Source organism: Paracoccus mangrovi, from assembly GCF_042648425.1.
Lineage (GTDB): Bacteria > Pseudomonadota > Alphaproteobacteria > Rhodobacterales > Rhodobacteraceae > Paracoccus > Paracoccus mangrovi.
In genome coordinates this window covers 32,013-48,001 of the sequence record NZ_JBHRXJ010000014.1, presented here as the reverse complement: position 1 = coordinate 48,001, position 15,989 = coordinate 32,013, and the positions used below count along the sequence as shown (strand labels likewise).

The window sequence follows — 15,989 nt, the reverse complement described above, 5'->3', positions numbered from 1 at the left end:
AAACGGCCCGTCACATGCCGGGTCATTCCGGGATCCGCGCCATCGGACGGGCGCGGCCGGCGATGAAATCATGCAGGTAATCGTCCGGGGCCGTCTCCATCGCGGCCAGATCGCCCTGCCAGCGCACCCGCCCCCGATCCAGCAGCGCGACCCGGTCGGCAATGGCGCGCACCGAGCTCATGTCATGGGTGATGGTGATGGCGGTGGCGCCGGTTTCATCGACGATGCCGCGGATCAATTCGTTGATGGTCGCGGCCCGGATCGGATCCAGGCCGGTGGTCGGCTCGTCGAAAAAGATCACCTGCGGATCGGCGGCAATGGCGCGCGCCAGTCCCGCGCGCTTGCGCATCCCGCCCGAAAGCTCGGCCGGGAAAAGATCCGCCACCTCGGGGCCAAGTCCGACGCGGGCCAGCTTTTCGACGGCGATCTCGCGGGCCTCGACCTTTGGCATCCGGCCCATCAGCCGGAAGGCCACATTGCGCCAGACCGGCAGGCTGTCAAAGAGCGCCGCGTTCTGGAACAGCATCCCGAACCCGTCCATGAATTCGGCCCGCGCCTCGGCCAGCGGCCGGCCGCGCCACAGGATGGTGCCCGCATCCGGGACCTCAAGCCCGAGGATACAGCGCAAAAGCACCGATTTCCCCGTGCCCGAGCCGCCGATCACCACAAGGCTTTCGCCCTGGGTCAGATCCAGATCGACCCCGTCCAGCACCCGCTTGGCGCCAAAGGACTTGCTCAGGCCGCGCACCCCCAGCATCAGAAGAAAAGCCCCGTCAGCGCGAAATTCGCCGCCAGAATCCCGACCGAGGCCGCGACGACCGCATTCGTCGTGGCCCGGCCCACACCCGCAGCCCCGCCCCCGGCATGGATGCCGAACCAGCATCCCGAAAGCGCCACGATCAGACCAAAGGCCGCGCCCTTGATCAGGCCCGAGACCACGTCCCAGCTTTCCAGAAACGCCCAGCTGTTGGCCAGATAGGTGGCCGAGTTGAACCCCAGCGCGTTCACCCCGATCAGCCAGCCGCCCATGATCCCGATCACGTCGCCCACGCCCACCAGCACGGGCACGCAAAGCAGCGCCGCCCATAGCCGGGGCGACACCAGCCAGCCGACCGGATCGGTCGACAGCGTCACCAGCGCGTCGATCTGTTCGGTGACGCGCATCGTGCCCAATTCGGCGGCGATGGCGCTGGCCACGCGCGCGGCCACCATCAGCCCGCCCAGCACCGGGCCAAGTTCGCGCGCCATGCCGATGGCGACGATGGCCGGGACCACGTCGGATGCCTGAAACCGTTCGCCGCCGGAATGGATCTGCAAGGCCAGCGCCGCGCCGGTAAAAAGCGCCGTCAACCCGACCACCGGCAGGGACAACCAGCCGATATGCAGCATCTGCCGCGCCAGCTCGGCCGGATGTGCGCCGACGCGCGCCAGCCCCCGGCCGGCAAAGATCGCAACCCGCCCCGTCACCCGCACAAGGGCGATCGCCGCCCTGCCCGTTGCCCGGATCGGGTTCACAGATAGGTCCGGGGATAGCGCCGTCCCAGCGAGGTCAGCACCTCATAGCCGATGGTGCCGCCACAGGCGGCCACCGCATCGACACCCTGCCGCGCGTTCAGAATTTCCAGCGCCGCGGGCGGGTCCGGCATGTCGGTCACGTCGACCGTGATCAGGTCCATCGAAATGCGCCCGATCACCGGACAGGACCGATCCCCGGCCCAAAGCCGCAGCTTGCCGTCGCGCATCAGCGCCCGCGTCAGCCCGTCGGCATAGCCCGCCGCCACCGTCGCCACCCGCGACGGCCGCGTGGCGGTCCAGCTATAGCCATAGCCTACGGATTCGCCGGGCCTGACATCGCGGATCTGCACCACCGGCAAGGACAGCGTGACCACGGGACGGGCCTCGATGAAGGGCTCGCCACCATAAAGCCCGACCCCCGGCCGCACCAGGTCGAAGTGATAGTCCCGACCCAGCAGGATCCCCCCCGTCGCCGCCAGCGAACGCGGCACGGCAATGCCATCGGTCATCTGCCGGAACGCCGCCAGCTGGGCGGCATTCGCGGCGTGATCGGGTTCGTCGGCACAGGCCAGATGCGACATCACCAGCTGCGGCCCGGCGGCCAGCGCCTCGGCCCGGATCGCGGCCCATTCGCCGGCCTCGAGCCCCAACCGGTTCATCCCGGTATCCAGCTGGATGCCAAAGGCCCCGCGCGGCCGCAGCGCCCGGTCGCGGAAAAACTGTTCGGGACTGTTCAACAGCGGCACCAGCCCCTGAAGGTCCTCGCCCTCCATATGGCCCGACAGCACGAAGATGCGCGCATCCTCGGCCAGAAGCGGCCGGATCGCCCGCCCCTCGGCGGCCAGCGCGACAAAGAAATCCCGCGCGCCCGCCTGATAGAGCGCCGGCGCCACCCGCGCGGCGCCCAGGCCATATGCATCCGCCTTGACCACCGCGCCCGCACGCGCCGAACCGGCCCGCGCCGCCAGCGTCTTCCAATTGGCCTGAATGGCCGGAATATCAATGACGAGTCCCATGCGCGCGGCATGGCCCCTGCCCCGATTGCCGTCAAGGGACTTTTACCATTTTGCTATTTGCAGCGCGATCCCGTTGCATATTTTGCAAATATTCGCCTTTCCGCTTCCCGCATGCCCGCCAAGCCGGTAACTTGCGCAAAGGCCAAAAGGAGACAGCTCATGAAGGATATCCTCGGCGAACTGGAAGCGCGCCGGCACGAGGCCCGTCTGGGCGGCGGCCAGCGGCGCATCGAGGCGCAGCATGCCCGCGGCAAGCTGACCGCGCGCGAACGGCTTGAGCTGCTTCTGGACGAAGGCAGCTTCGAGGAATTCGACATGTTCGTGCGCCATCGCTCGACCGATTTCGGCATGGAAAAAGACCGGCCCTATGGCGACGGCGTGGTGACCGGATGGGGCACCATCAACGGCCGCATGGTCTATGCCTATTCCCAGGATTTCACTGTCTTTGGCGGCTCGCTTTCGGAAACGCATGCGCAAAAGATCTGCAAGATCATGGATATGGCGGTTCAGAACGGCGCGCCGGTGATCGGGCTGAACGACTCGGGCGGCGCCCGGATCCAAGAGGGCGTGGCCAGCCTCGCCGGCTATGCCGAGGTGTTTCAGCGCAATATCATGGCCTCGGGCGTGGTGCCGCAGATCAGCGTGATCATGGGCCCCTGCGCGGGCGGCGCGGTCTATAGCCCGGCGATGACCGACTTTATCTTCATGGTCAAGGACACGTCCTATATGTTCGTGACCGGCCCCGATGTGGTGAAAACCGTCACCAACGAAATCGTGACCGCCGAACAGCTGGGCGGCGCATCGACCCATACCAAGAAAAGCTCGGTCGCGGATGGCGCCTTTGAAAACGATGTCGAAGCCATGTCCGAGATTCGCCGGCTGGTCGATTTCCTGCCGCTGAACAACCGCGAAAAGGCGCCGACACGACCCTTCTTCGACGATCCGAACCGGGTCGAGATGAGCCTCGACACCCTGATCCCCGACAACCCGAACCAGCCCTATGACATGAAAGAGCTGATCCACAAGATCGCGGATGAGGGCGATTTCTACGAGATCCAGAAGGATTTCGCCGCCAATATCATCACTGGTTTCGTCCGGCTTGAGGGGCAGACCGTCGGCATCGTCGCCAACCAGCCGATGGTGCTGGCGGGCTGTCTCGACATCGACAGCTCGCGCAAGGCGGCACGGTTCGTGCGTTTTTGCGACGCTTTCGAGATCCCGATCCTGACCCTGGTCGATGTGCCGGGCTTTCTGCCGGGCACCGGCCAGGAATATGGCGGCGTCATCAAGCATGGCGCGAAACTGCTCTTTGCCTATGGCGAGGCGACGGTGCCCAAGGTCACGGTCATCACCCGCAAGGCTTATGGCGGAGCCTATGACGTCATGTCCTCAAAGCATCTGCGCGGCGATTTCAACTATGCTTGGCCCACGGCGGAAATCGCGGTGATGGGCGCCAAGGGCGCGGTCGAGATCCTGATGCGGGCCGATCTGGGCGACAAGGACAAGATCGCCGAACATACCCGCCTTTACGAAGAGCGTTTCGCCAATCCCTTTGTCGCCGCCGAAAAGGGCTTTATCGACGAGGTGATCCAGCCGCATTCGACACGCCGCCGCGTCGCCCGCGCATTCGCCAGCCTGCGCGGCAAGCAGCAGTCGAATCCCTGGAAGAAACACGACAATATTCCCCTGTGAATCAAGGCGATGGGCAAGCTGGCTTTTCTTGGCAAGGTTCTGGCCGCGGGCGCGATAATGGGCGCACCGCAATCGCTGGCAACCGCCATGGCCCAGGACATGTCCGAGACGCGCAAGACGGGCGGCCAGCCCGAAACCGGTGTCGCGATCACCCTGCCCTCGGGCGCGGTGGTCTATTGGCAGGAAACCCTGCACGACACATCCGGCGGTTTCGGGCTGACCTATCGGTTCCGCTTTGTGATGCCCGATCTGGCGCAGCGCGTGCCGTCGACCAGCGGGCCGGCCTCGGATTTCGAGGATGATCGCGGGCCGATCGACATCGACACCGAAACCGGCGACGTGACCGGTGACGTGGCGGGCGACATGACCGGCGAGGGCGCCGAAGACGCATCCATGCCCGACGCGGCCGCCGATCCCGAATATGCCGCGCAGGCGCCCGAGACCGATACCGATGCCGGCGACGAAGAGAGCGCCGACGAGATGCTTGATGCGCCGGTTCTGCCGGCCGCGCCCGATGTCCTGGCCCAGGATCCGGTGCATCAGGACGTGGTCTGGCTTTGCGAAAACTGGGCATTGCCGCGCTTGGCCAAACCCGCCCCCCGCCCCAGTCAGATCATCATCAGCCTGTCCGACAAGAAAACCGCCTTTGGCGCCTATGATCCTGAAGTGGTGCAGCTTTTCGAGGCCTTCCGGCTGCCGCCGGATCGCGATTCCTGCGAGTGGGAACCATGGTGATCCGCATGCCTTTCCACCGTTCCGGGCCTGATGCAAGCCGGCCACATCGGCCGGACCCCGCTGCTTTTGGCGCCGACCCCGCCTGTCGCAAGGCGTTCCGTGACGTTATGATCGTCGCACGGACGCATGTCGCGCCCGAATCTCAACCGAGCAGTCGGGATACGACTGTCCCGCCTAACAGGAGCACGACTACATGTCGAAAAAGCTTGTCCTCGCCCTCGTTCTCGTTGGTCTCGCCGCCGCTTGCGCGAAAAAAGAGCCCGAAGTTGTTCCGGTCCCCGTTCAGCCCGAGCCGGTCTATCAGGGCAAATACGGCGCCAACTAAGCCGATTGCCGCGCGCGGGCTGCAAGGCGGCCCGCGCCAACCGCGCGCCCCTTTGGCCCTGCATCTTACTGCAAGCCAATATGAAAGGGGTGCACCATGCTGAAGCATCGCGGCTTTCCCGGCCGTCTTCCCAGCACCGATTTCCAATTCACCATCCGCCGCGCCAACAAGAAAAAGGGCGCAACGCCGCTTGTCCGGCGTGAAAGGTTTCGCGACCGCAAGGCCGCCGACCGGCGCGCCGATGCCGGTTTCCTGGCCGCGCTGATCGAACATTTCGGCGAAGAGCCCTTTGTGCGCGGCAATCTGGATGCCGGGCGGCTGTCCTGGCTTTTGGGCCGCGAGGTGATCGCGGTCGGCAAGCTGAACCCCACCGATTACGAACAGCTGCTGCGCGTCGACATGAAACGCGCCGAGGCTGGCTTCCCCGAACTTTTCGCCCCCGACGCCCCGCAATTCGACTGGGACGATGCCGATTGGGATGACGAGGATTGGGACGAGGACGAGGACCGCGACTGATGGGCGGATTGCCGCGTAGTTGCCAGTTTTCACATCCATGTCAGTTTCGTCACGGAACCCGACATGCGATATTGACGTTCCCATATGGATCGATGGTCCAATCCCGGACCCATAATACAGGCAAAGAACTATGCAAAAATCTGTCGCCCTGCGCCTTGCCGGCGCTGCTCTTCTCGTCGCCGGTCTCGCGGCTTGCAATGACGGCTATGGCGGCGGCATCTCGCCCGACGCGCAGCGCGCCGCGGGCGGTGCCCTTGCCGGCGCCGTTGTCGCCAAGGCGATCGACGGCGATGTCGCGACCGGCGCCCTTATCGGCGCGGCCGGCGGTGCGCTGTGCGACGACGCCGGCGTTTGTCAGAAGCGTTACTGATCGCAATCGGGGGACCGGCGCCGCAGGTGACCTGTGCGCCCCCCGTATCTCGGAGCTAAACAAATGTCGAAAAAACTTGTCCTGGCGCTTGGACTGGGCCTCGTCGGCCTTGCTGGCTGCACCCAGAACATCAACCCGACCGACGTGGATCGCGGCCTCATCGGCGCGGGTGTCGGCGCAACTGCGGCCTATGTCGGCGGCCATAGCGTCGCCAAAGGCGCGGCCATCGGCGCGGTCGGCGGCGCGCTTTGCGACGACGTGCGGCTTTGCCAATAACCAGCTGAGCATCGCGCGCCCTGCGTCGCGCGCATGCAGACCATTCATGACCGTCCGGGGCCTTGCGGCCACGGGCGGTTTTTTCATGTCCACGGACCGGAGACTGCGCCCATGTTCAAGAAAATCCTGATCGCCAACCGGGGCGAGATCGCCTGCCGGGTCATCAAGACCGCCCGCAAGATGGGCATTAAGACCGTTGCGGTTTATTCGGATGCCGACCGGGGCGCGCTGCATGTCAGGATGGCCGACGAGGCCGTTCATATCGGCCCCTCGCCCGCCAACCAGTCCTATATCGTGATCGACAAGATCATGGAGGCGATCCGCCAGACCGGCGCCGAGGCCGTCCACCCCGGCTATGGCTTTCTTTCCGAGAACATGAAATTCGCCGAGGCGCTCGAGGCTGCGGGCGTGGCCTTTATCGGCCCGCCCTCGCCCGCCATCGAGGCCATGGGCGACAAGATCACCTCGAAAAAGATCGCGCAGGAGGCCGGGGTTTCCACCGTTCCCGGCTATATGGGCCTGATCGCCGATGCGGACGAGGCGGTGCGCATCTCGAACGAGATCGGCTATCCGGTGATGATCAAGGCCTCGGCCGGCGGCGGCGGCAAGGGCATGCGCATCGCCTGGAACGATACCGAGGCGCGCGAAGGGTTCGAAAGCTCGAAAAACGAGGCGGCGAACAGCTTTGGCGACGACCGCATCTTTATCGAGAAATTCGTGACGCAGCCGCGCCATATCGAAATTCAGGTCCTGGCCGACAAGCATGGGAATGCGGTCTATCTGCATGAACGCGAATGCTCGATCCAGCGCCGCAACCAGAAGGTCATCGAAGAGGCGCCCTCGCCTTTCCTGGACGAGGCGACGCGCAAGGCCATGGGCGAACAGGCGGTCGCGCTGGCCAAGGCGGTGGGCTATTCCAGCGCCGGCACCGTCGAATTCATCGTCGATGGCCAGAAGAATTTCTATTTCCTCGAAATGAACACCCGGCTTCAGGTCGAACACCCGGTGACCGAGCTGATCACCGGCGTCGATCTGGTCGAACAGATGATCCGCGTGGCCGATGGCGAGCCCCTGCCCTTTGCCCAGTCCGATCTCAAGATCAATGGCTGGGCCGTTGAGAGCCGGCTTTACGCCGAGGACCCCTATCGCAATTTCCTGCCCTCGATCGGGCGGCTGACGCGCTATCGCCCGCCGGCCGAGGTCGCGGCCGGGCCGCTCAAGACCGCCGGCAACTGGGTCAATGACAGCGAGGCGGGCGACAGCCCGGTCGCGGTCAGGAACGATACCGGCGTCTATGAGGGCGGCGAAATCAGCATGTTCTACGACCCGATGATCGCAAAGCTGTGCACATGGGCGCCCGACCGCGCCCGCGCCATCGAGGCGATGCGCCTTGCACTGGACCAGTTCGAGGTCGAGGGCATCGGCCACAACCTGCCGTTCCTGTCGGCGGTGATGGACCACCCGCGCTTTGTGTCGGGCGAGATTTCCACCGCCTTCATCGCCGAGGAATATCCCGAGGGCTTTACCGGCGCGACGCTGCCCGAGGAAGAACTGGTCCGCATCTCGGCCTCGGCGGCGGCCATGCATCGCGTGGCGGAAATCCGGCGCACCCGCATCACCGGGCGACTGGACAATCACGAACGCCATGTCGGCGAACATTGGGTGGTCTCGGTCGATGGCCACGACTATCCGGTGCGCATCACCGCCGACCGCGACGGCTCGACCGTCGAGATCGACGGGCGCAGCTTGCGCGTCGAAAGCGATTGGCGCCCGGGGCAAAGCCTTGCCCGGCTGACGGTGGATGGCGCGCCTTTGGTGATGAAGGTGGATCGCCTGCCCTCGGGGTTCCGGCTGCGGGTCAGGGGGGCGGATCTGAAAACCTATGTGCGCCGGCCCCGCGCGGCCGAGCTGGCGCGGCTGATGCCGGAAAAGCTTCCGCCCGATACCTCGAAATTCCTGCTCTGCCCGATGCCGGGGCTGGTGGTCAAAGTGAACGTGGCCGTCGGCGACGAGGTACAGGAAGGTCAGGCGCTGGCCACGGTCGAGGCGATGAAGATGGAGAACATCCTGCGCGCCGAAAAGAAATCCGTGGTGAAATCGGTCAGCGCCGCGCCGGGCGACAGCCTGAAAGTCGATGACGTGATCCTGGAGTTTGAATGACGCAGGGGGGCGCCATATCTCGGATGCCCGGTATTCGCCGCTCTTTCCATGGGGCTGGCGGCAGTCTTGGGTATGCATTTCCCACATCCCGAGGTCTGGCTTCGCGGCGTTCCGTTCGCCGCTCTGCGGCCATGGTTCGTCTGGCCGGGCGTCGGCATTCCGACGTTCGGCGGCACGCCTGTCGGAATCCCTCCGATCAACTCCACGATCCGGGAAATGCCCGCAGCGCTTGCCTATGCCGGGATTGCGCCGTTGGGGCGGGACGGCCATGAAACGAGGGTGTCGATAGGTGGACTGGCAGACGCTTCTGGTGAACGACCGGGTGATCGCGGCCCTTGTCACCGCCCTTGTCGGCGGTGGCGTGGTCGCGGCCGGCTGGTTCTGGACCCATGCCCTGTCACGGCGACGCGACAAGCTGCTGCGCAGCGAACGCGTCAATGACATCCAGCGCGCACTTCTGGCCGAAATCCGCGCCCATGTCGTCGCGCTGGAACGGCAAAGCGATGCCGGAGGCTGGCAGATCACCGGACCGATCACCGACGAGGATTACCTGCCGATCCTGCCCCATGACGCCAATGACCGCATCTTTCGCGCCATTGTCGAAGAGGTGCATATGCTGCCCGAATGGGTCATCGATCCGGTCGTGCGCTATTATCGGCTGCTGGCGGTGCGCGCGGCGCTGGCCCAGGACATCCGCAGCAATGCCAAGGACTATCCCCGCCGCACGGCCGAGATGTTTGGCGACTATCTGCTTTTGAACGACGAAACCCTGGACACCGGGCTGGATGCGATGGAGATCCTGACCGCCAGCCTGCATGGCGGCCTGCGCGAGGTCACGTCGATGCTTGCGCGCAGACAGCGCGAAATCGAAGGCGATGCGGTGGCGGCGGCCCAGACGCCGGATGGCGTCAATACGCGATCTTCGGACCAGAAAGACCTGTGATGGGCGTCAGACCGATGACATTGGTGATTTCATTGGCGCGGCGACGGCGGCGGGCCGGCTTGGCCGATGGCGCCATGCGCTCGCCGGTATCGCGCGTTTCGCGAAAGTCGCGCGACACCCTTGGCCGGGCGTCCTGCGCAGGGATGCGGTTTTCGGTCGTCGAACTCGCCATGGCCAAAACCCTTTTCGCGGTCAGCGGCATCTCGCCTGTGACTCAGAATATAGGCGCTGCCCGGCAAATCCACAATATTTTGCAAAACATGCAACGGATGGGCGCAACGCGCGGTGCCTATGGCGCAAGATCGCCGCGCCCGATTTCCTGGCGGCGCAGCGGGAATTTGTCGATGGCGCGGGTGATCTCGCGCACGGACCAGGGCACGGGCTTGCGCTGTTTCACCTGTCCGTCCTTGTCCATCAGCACCAGCGAAAATCCCTCGGGGCGCAACTGCCGCCGCCAGGGGCTGTTCGCGGCCGGATCGGTATCGGTGATCACCACCACATCGCGCAGCAAAAGCGGCATGGGATCGCGCCGCACCGCCGCCAGCTGTTCGGTAAAGGCGGGATCGGCGGCGGTATCGGCGAATATCACCACCGGACGCGCCTGCCACATGAATTCCGCCGGATCCGCCTCGGATGCCGGCAGGACGCGCAATTCGCTTGCCGGGCGTTCGTTCGCGGGGGCCTCGCTGCGCGCGGCGGGCACCTCGCCGCGGACATATCTTTGGCCCGCCTCGCCATCCGGCTTGTCGCCCATTGCCGCAACCAGCGGCACCGCAATCAGAAAAATCAATCGTTTCAGTTTCATCATCCCCTCGTCTCTTAACCAATATAAGAGCCGGGTGGCCATGGGAAAGGATGCAAGATGACCAAAATCTCCAAACCCGAGCTTGAGGAATGGCGCAAGCTGGCCAGCAAAGAGCTGAAAGGCTCTGATCCCGACAGCCTGACCTGGCACACGCTGGAGGGTATCGAGGTCAAGCCGCTTTACACCGAGGCCGACACCGCCAACCTGCCCCATCTGGGCAGCCTGCCGGGGATCGAGCCCTTTACCCGTGGCCCGCGCGCGACCATGTATGCCGGCCGTCCCTGGACGATCCGGCAATATGCGGGCTTTTCGACCGCCGAAGAATCCAATGCATTTTATCGAAAAGCCCTGGCCGCCGGGCAGCAGGGCGTCTCGGTCGCCTTCGATCTGGCCACGCATCGCGGCTATGACAGCGACCATCCCCGCGTCGAGGGCGATGTGGGCAAGGCCGGCGTCGCCATCGATTCGGTCGAGGACATGAAGATCCTCTTTGACGGCATCCCGCTGGACAAGGTGTCGGTGTCGATGACGATGAATGGCGCGGTGATCCCGATTCTCGCGAATTTCATCGTGACCGGCGAGGAACAGGGGCATTCCCGCGCCGTCCTTTCAGGCACCATTCAGAACGACATTCTGAAAGAGTTCATGGTGCGCAACACCTATATCTATCCGCCCGAACCCAGCATGCGCATCATCGCGGATATCATCGAATACACCTCGAACGAGATGCCGAAATTCAACTCGATCTCGATTTCCGGCTATCACATGCAGGAGGCGGGCGCGAACCTTGTCCAGGAGCTGGCCTATACGCTGGCCGACGGGCGCGAATATGTGCGCGCCGCGCTCTCCGCCGGCATGGATGTGGACCAGTTCGCGGGCCGGCTGTCGTTCTTTTTCGCCATCGGCATGAATTTCTTCATGGAGGCGGCAAAGCTGCGTGCGGCGCGGCTTTTGTGGACGCGGATCATGAAGGAATTCGCCCCGAAAAAGGCCAGCAGTCTGATGCTGCGCACGCATTGCCAGACCTCGGGCGTCAGCCTGCAGGAACAGGATCCCTATAACAACGTCGTGCGCACCGCCTATGAGGCGATGGCGGCGGCGCTTGGCGGCACGCAATCACTGCATACCAACGCGCTGGACGAAGCGATCGCGCTGCCGACCGAATTCAGCGCCCGCATCGCCCGCAACACCCAGCTGATCCTGCAAGAGGAAACCGGCATCACCCATGTCGTCGACCCCCTCGCCGGCAGCTATTACGTCGAAAGCCTGACCGCCGAGCTGGCCGACAAGGCTTGGGCGCTGATCGAAGAGGTCGAGGCGATGGGCGGCATGACCAAGGCGGTCGCCTCGGGCATGCCCAAGCTGCGGATCGAGGAAACCGCCGCGCGGCGTCAGGCGCTGATCGACCGGGGCGAAGAGGTCATCGTCGGCGTGAACAAGTACCGGCTGGCGCAGCAGGATCCGATCGACATTCTGGATATCGACAACGTCAAGGTCCGCGACGCCCAGATCGCGCGGTTGAACCGGATCCGCGCGACCCGCGACGAGGCCGCCTGTCAGGCGGCGCTGGACGAGCTTGCGCATCGGGCACGGACGGGCGGCAATCTGCTGGCGGCGGCGGTCGAGGCCGCGCGCGCCCGCGCATCGGTTGGGGAAATCAGCATGGCGATGGAAAAGGAATTCGGCCGCCACCGCGCCGAGGTCAAAACGCTGGCCGGCGTTTACGGCGCCGCCTATGAGGGTGACGACGAATTCGCCCGGATCCAGCAGGACGTCGAAACCTTTGCCGAGGAGGAAGGCCGCCGCCCGCGCATGCTGGTGGTGAAAATGGGACAGGACGGCCATGACCGGGGCGCGAAAGTCATCGCCACCGCATTCGCCGATATCGGTTTCGACGTCGATGTCGGCCCGCTGTTCCAGACCCCGGAAGAGGCCGCGCAAGACGCCATCGACAACGACGTGCATGTGGTCGGCATTTCCTCGCAGGCGGCGGGGCACAAGACGCTTGCGCCAAAGCTGATCGCGGCCTTGAAGGAACAGGGCGCGGGCGAGATCATCGTCATCTGCGGCGGCGTCATCCCGCAACAGGATTACGAGTTCCTCAACAAGGCCGGGGTGAAGGCGATTTTCGGGCCGGGCACGAATATCCCTTCGGCCGCGCGCGACATCTTGGGGCTGATCCGCGACGCGCGGCGCGCCTGAGGCGGCGATTGCGGCTTTTGCCGGCGCGGTCGCATGGATATTTGGACATGAAAGACATCCCCGTCGCCGCATCAGCCGGCGGCGGGTTTTCGGGTTGCGGGGGTTGCAATGACGATCAGGCCGGTTCGGGACGCAGATCTTGGCGCGATCCTGGGGTTCTGGAACCCGTTGATCCGCGAGACCACGATCACGTTTTCATCCGAGGAAAAGACGCTTTCGGGGCTTTCCGCCATGATCGCGGCGCGCCATGCGGCGGGGCGCGCGTTTCTGATCGGCGCGGCGGATGATGGCCGGGTGCTGGGCTTTGCCAGCTATGACCAGTTCCGGGCCGGTAACGGCTATGTTCATGCCATGGAGCACACCGTCATCCTTGCGCCCGAGGCCCATGGCCGCGGCCTGGGGCGGGCGCTGATGACGGCAATCGAAGAGCATGCGCGCATGCGCGGCGGCCATAGCATGGTGGCCGGGGTTTCGGGCGAGAATGCGGCCGGGATCGCGTTCCATCGCGCGCTTGGTTATGCCCATGTCGGGCTTTTGCCGCAATCGGGGCGCAAGTTCGGGCGCTGGCTGGATCTGGTGCTGATGCAGAAGATGCTGTGAGCACGCCTTGCCACTGTGCCGGGCCTGTGAAAAACTTGCCGCAAAACACGAGGCTGGCATGAACGACGGGCGCAACGGCACGGTCAAGCAGATCATCTGCATCAAATGGGGTACGAAATTCGGCCCCGAATTCGTGAACCGCCTGCATGCGATGGTGGCGCGCAATATCACCCCGCCGTTCCGGCTTTATTGTTTCACCGATGACGGTGGCGGGCTGCATCCCGATATCGCCGTGCGTCCGCTGCCCGAATTCGACTATCAGGCCCCGGTCAATACGCGCGGCAAATGGCCGAAATCGCGGCTTTGGGGCGATCTGGGCGATGTGACCGGGGTGGTGCTGTTTCTGGATCTGGATGTCATCGTCACCGGCAGCCTTGACGATTTCTTCAGCTTTGGCGAGCCGGACGACACCGTGGTCGGGCTGAACCCGAACACGCCGCTGGAAAAGATGGGCCAGACCTCGGTCTATCGGATGCGGGTGGGCCGGCTGAAACCCTTGCAGGACATTTTTCGCGCCGATCCGCAGGCCGCCGCCGACAAGTTCAAATACGAGCAGCGCTTTGTCACCCGCAACGCGCCCGGCGGCGTCAAGTTCTGGCCCAAGGGGTGGCTCGCGCATTTCCGCATGCATTGCATCCCGAACTTTCCCTTGAACTATTTCCGGCCGGCGCGGATTCCGGCCGGCACGCGGATCGTGATCTTTCCCGGCAACCTCAATCCCCCCGACGCCATCGCCGGCCGCTGGAGCGAGAACGACCCCCATCGCGCGCCGCTGGATCATCTGCGCGCCACTTTTGACGGGCGCCGGCGGGAAAGCGTCTCGAAGCACCTGCGCCATTATCTGCAACCGGTCGCATGGGTGGAAAAGCTGTGGCGCGAATAGGCGCCCCGCCCGAGACGCATTACACCCTGCCGCCGGAATTCGCGGCGGCGCTGGGCCAATGCGTGGCGAATTTCGGCTGGCTCGAAGAGATCATCAAGCGCAGCATCTATGCGCTGGACCGGGCGCGTCTGGCCGATGACCTGACCCAGGAGGAATTGCAGACCTGGCTGGAACATATCGGCCATCTGGCCGACGATTCCATGGGCACCCTGATCGAACAGCTGGATGCCGCCATGCGCCGTCATCCCGGCCTGCGCGACCGCAACCGCATCACCGACCGGCTGGGCGAGATCCGGCTTTACCGCAACCTGCTGTGTCATGCCTCGTGGCGCCCGACCGAGGACAAGACCACCTGGCATCCGGCATTCGTCAGCAGCAAGGGCGAGGTACAGGACCGGCCGCTGAGCCTTGGCGATCTGGACCGGATCCGCGCGGAAACGGTCGAAATCGGCACCCGCGTCCTGCGCGTCATGCGCGCCACCGGCGAGCAGGGCTATTGGGCCGGCGATGACGAGGCGTAAGCCCCGCGTTGCAAGAACCCGCGCCATCCGCTAACACCGGCCTCGTCCACAGATAAGAGTTTTCCATGACCGCCCAAAAACCGGGGCAAAACGCCTCTCCGCTTCGTCTCGGCATCGCAGGTCTGGGGACGGTCGGCACCGGCACCGTCAAGATCATCCAGAAACATGCGGACATGCTGGCCGCGCGCGCCGGGCGCCCGGTCGCCATCACCGCCGTCAGCGCCCGCGACCGGATGAAGAACCGCGATATCGACCTTTCGGCCTATGCCTGGGAAGAGGATGCCCGCGCCCTTGCGGTTCGCGACGATATCGACGTTTTCGTCGAGCTGATCGGCGGCGATGAGGGCATCGCCCGCGAGGCCGTGACCGCCGCCCTGCGCGCCGGCAAGGATGTGGTCACCGCCAACAAGGCGCTTTTGGCCATTCACGGTCAGGAACTGGCCGAACTGGCCGAGGATAATGGCCGCGTGATCCGCTTTGAGGCGGCCGTCGCCGGCGGCATCCCGATCATCAAGACAATGACCGAGTCCCTGGCCGGCAACGAGATCCGCCGCGTCATGGGCGTGATGAACGGCACCTGCAACTATATCCTGACGCGGATGGAGAATGGCGGCCTGCCTTATGAGGCGGTGTTCGAAGAGGCGCGTCAGCTGGGCTATCTTGAGGCCGACCCGACGCTGGACGTGGGCGGCATCGATGCCAGCCACAAGCTGGCGATCCTGTCGGCCATCGCCTTTGGCACCCGCCCCAGCTTTGACGCCGTCGAGATCGAGGGGATCGAGCGGGTCAGCATCGACGACATCCGCCGCGCCGCCGATATGGGCTATCGCATCAAGCTTCTGGGTGTGGCGCAGATGACCGCGCGCGGGCTGGAACAGCGTATGTCGCCCTGTCTCGTTCCCGCCGACAGCCCGCTGGGCCAGTTGCAGGGCGGCACCAATATGGTCGTGGTCGAAGGCGACGCGGTCGGACAGGTGGTTTTGCGCGGCGCGGGCGCGGGCGAAGGCCCGACCGCCAGCGCGGTCATGTCAGACGTGCTGGAAATCGCGCGCGGCGTGCGCATGCCCAGCTTTGGCCAGCCGGCCCGGGATCTGGTTGCGCCGCAAGCGGCCCGCACCGCCGTGCCCGCCGCCTATTACATCCGCCTGCAACTGACCGACAAGCCGGGCGCGCTGGCCAAGGTCGCGGCCATTCTGGGCGATGCCGGCATCTCGATCGACCGCATGCGCCAATACGGCCATTCGGAAACGGCCGGGATCGCGCCGGTGCTGATCGTCACCCACAAGACCACGCCCGAAGCCATCGACCACGCCATGGAGACCCTGCCCCGCACCGGCGTCATCGATGGCGAGCCGGTCGAACTGCGCATCGAAGAGGTCTGACCGGGGCCTGTCCGGCGGCGGGCGTTGGGGGCAATGACGGGGGCCCGA

The 15,989-nt window shown here is 64.9% G+C and carries 18 protein-coding genes; 13 read left to right on the top strand and 5 right to left on the bottom strand.

Annotated elements, in window-relative coordinates; all coding sequences use genetic code 11:
• Positions 1-22: 22 nt before the first annotated feature.
• Genes ACFOMH_RS16400 through alr form a run of 3 tightly spaced genes read right to left on the bottom strand, consistent with a single transcriptional unit; the run spans position 23 to position 2,531 of the window.
• Complete coding sequence (locus ACFOMH_RS16400) at positions 23-757, bottom strand: ABC transporter ATP-binding protein (RefSeq protein WP_377745830.1); 735 nt, start codon at positions 755-757, stop codon at positions 23-25.
• Positions 757-1,515: an MlaE family ABC transporter permease gene (locus ACFOMH_RS16395; protein ID WP_377745828.1), complete on the bottom strand. Its 759-nt coding sequence runs from the start codon at positions 1,513-1,515 to the stop codon at positions 757-759. The genes ACFOMH_RS16400 and ACFOMH_RS16395 overlap by 1 nt, the downstream gene beginning before the upstream one ends.
• Complete coding sequence (gene alr, locus ACFOMH_RS16390) at positions 1,512-2,531, bottom strand: alanine racemase (protein ID WP_377745826.1); 1,020 nt, start codon at positions 2,529-2,531, stop codon at positions 1,512-1,514. The genes ACFOMH_RS16395 and alr overlap by 4 nt, the downstream gene beginning before the upstream one ends.
• Positions 2,532-2,690: 159 nt before the next feature.
• Here alr and ACFOMH_RS16385 point away from each other — a divergent pair, with 159 nt between their 5' ends.
• The 8 genes from ACFOMH_RS16385 to ACFOMH_RS16350 all read left to right on the top strand — a co-directional run bounded on the left by ACFOMH_RS16385 (position 2,691) and on the right by ACFOMH_RS16350 (position 9,548).
• Positions 2,691-4,223 (top strand): acyl-CoA carboxylase subunit beta, encoded by a 1,533-nt coding sequence (locus tag ACFOMH_RS16385; RefSeq protein WP_374422196.1) that lies wholly within the window; start codon positions 2,691-2,693, stop codon positions 4,221-4,223.
• 9 nt (positions 4,224-4,232) lie between these two features.
• Positions 4,233-4,958, top strand: a complete 726-nt coding sequence (locus ACFOMH_RS16380) for a DUF6497 family protein (protein ID WP_377745824.1) — start codon at positions 4,233-4,235, stop codon at positions 4,956-4,958.
• A 193-nt stretch (positions 4,959-5,151) separates the two neighbouring features.
• A complete protein-coding gene (locus ACFOMH_RS16375) occupies positions 5,152-5,283 on the top strand; it encodes a hypothetical protein (RefSeq protein WP_374422192.1) in 132 nt (43 codons plus the stop codon).
• Positions 5,284-5,379: 96 nt separating this feature from the next.
• Positions 5,380-5,799 carry a hypothetical protein gene (locus ACFOMH_RS16370; protein WP_374422191.1) on the top strand — a complete coding sequence of 140 codons (420 nt, stop codon included), beginning with the start codon at positions 5,380-5,382 and terminating at the stop codon, positions 5,797-5,799.
• A 130-nt stretch (positions 5,800-5,929) separates the two neighbouring features.
• Positions 5,930-6,169, top strand: coding sequence for a hypothetical protein (locus tag ACFOMH_RS16365; protein WP_374422189.1), 240 nt, complete (start codon positions 5,930-5,932; stop codon positions 6,167-6,169).
• 63 nt (positions 6,170-6,232) lie between these two features.
• Positions 6,233-6,445 (top strand): hypothetical protein, encoded by a 213-nt coding sequence (locus tag ACFOMH_RS16360; RefSeq protein WP_374422187.1) that lies wholly within the window; start codon positions 6,233-6,235, stop codon positions 6,443-6,445.
• A gap of 111 nt (positions 6,446-6,556) precedes the next feature.
• Positions 6,557-8,605, top strand: a complete 2,049-nt coding sequence (locus ACFOMH_RS16355; protein ID WP_374422185.1) for an ATP-binding protein — start codon at positions 6,557-6,559, stop codon at positions 8,603-8,605.
• Between the two features lie 289 nt (positions 8,606-8,894).
• Positions 8,895-9,548 carry a hypothetical protein gene (locus ACFOMH_RS16350; protein WP_377745821.1) on the top strand — a complete coding sequence of 218 codons (654 nt, stop codon included), beginning with the start codon at positions 8,895-8,897 and terminating at the stop codon, positions 9,546-9,548.
• Here the strand turns inward: ACFOMH_RS16350 and ACFOMH_RS16345 are convergent.
• Complete coding sequence (locus ACFOMH_RS16345; RefSeq protein ID WP_374422181.1) at positions 9,514-9,720, bottom strand: hypothetical protein; 207 nt, start codon at positions 9,718-9,720, stop codon at positions 9,514-9,516. The genes ACFOMH_RS16350 and ACFOMH_RS16345 overlap by 35 nt on opposite strands.
• A 117-nt stretch (positions 9,721-9,837) precedes the next feature.
• Complete coding sequence (locus tag ACFOMH_RS16340; RefSeq protein WP_374422179.1) at positions 9,838-10,353, bottom strand: DUF4174 domain-containing protein; 516 nt, start codon at positions 10,351-10,353, stop codon at positions 9,838-9,840.
• Between the two features lie 57 nt (positions 10,354-10,410).
• Between ACFOMH_RS16340 and scpA the strand changes: the two genes are divergently transcribed.
• From scpA to ACFOMH_RS16315, 5 genes are all read left to right on the top strand, one after another.
• The gene (scpA, locus tag ACFOMH_RS16335; RefSeq protein WP_377745819.1) at positions 10,411-12,555 is read left to right on the top strand and encodes a methylmalonyl-CoA mutase; all 2,145 of its coding nucleotides are present in this window, start codon (positions 10,411-10,413) and stop codon (positions 12,553-12,555) included.
• A gap of 108 nt (positions 12,556-12,663) precedes the next feature.
• Positions 12,664-13,155, top strand: a complete 492-nt coding sequence (locus tag ACFOMH_RS16330) for a GNAT family N-acetyltransferase (RefSeq protein ID WP_377745817.1) — start codon at positions 12,664-12,666, stop codon at positions 13,153-13,155.
• 58 nt (positions 13,156-13,213) lie between these two features.
• Entirely contained in the window at positions 13,214-14,038 is an 825-nt protein-coding gene (locus tag ACFOMH_RS16325) for a glycosyl transferase (protein ID WP_374422176.1), read from the top strand.
• A complete protein-coding gene (locus ACFOMH_RS16320; RefSeq protein WP_377745815.1) occupies positions 14,026-14,559 on the top strand; it encodes a hypothetical protein in 534 nt (177 codons plus the stop codon). The genes ACFOMH_RS16325 and ACFOMH_RS16320 overlap by 13 nt, the downstream gene beginning before the upstream one ends.
• A gap of 65 nt (positions 14,560-14,624) precedes the next feature.
• Positions 14,625-15,941, top strand: a complete 1,317-nt coding sequence (locus ACFOMH_RS16315) for a homoserine dehydrogenase (RefSeq protein ID WP_374422172.1) — start codon at positions 14,625-14,627, stop codon at positions 15,939-15,941.
• Positions 15,942-15,989 lie beyond the last annotated feature (48 nt).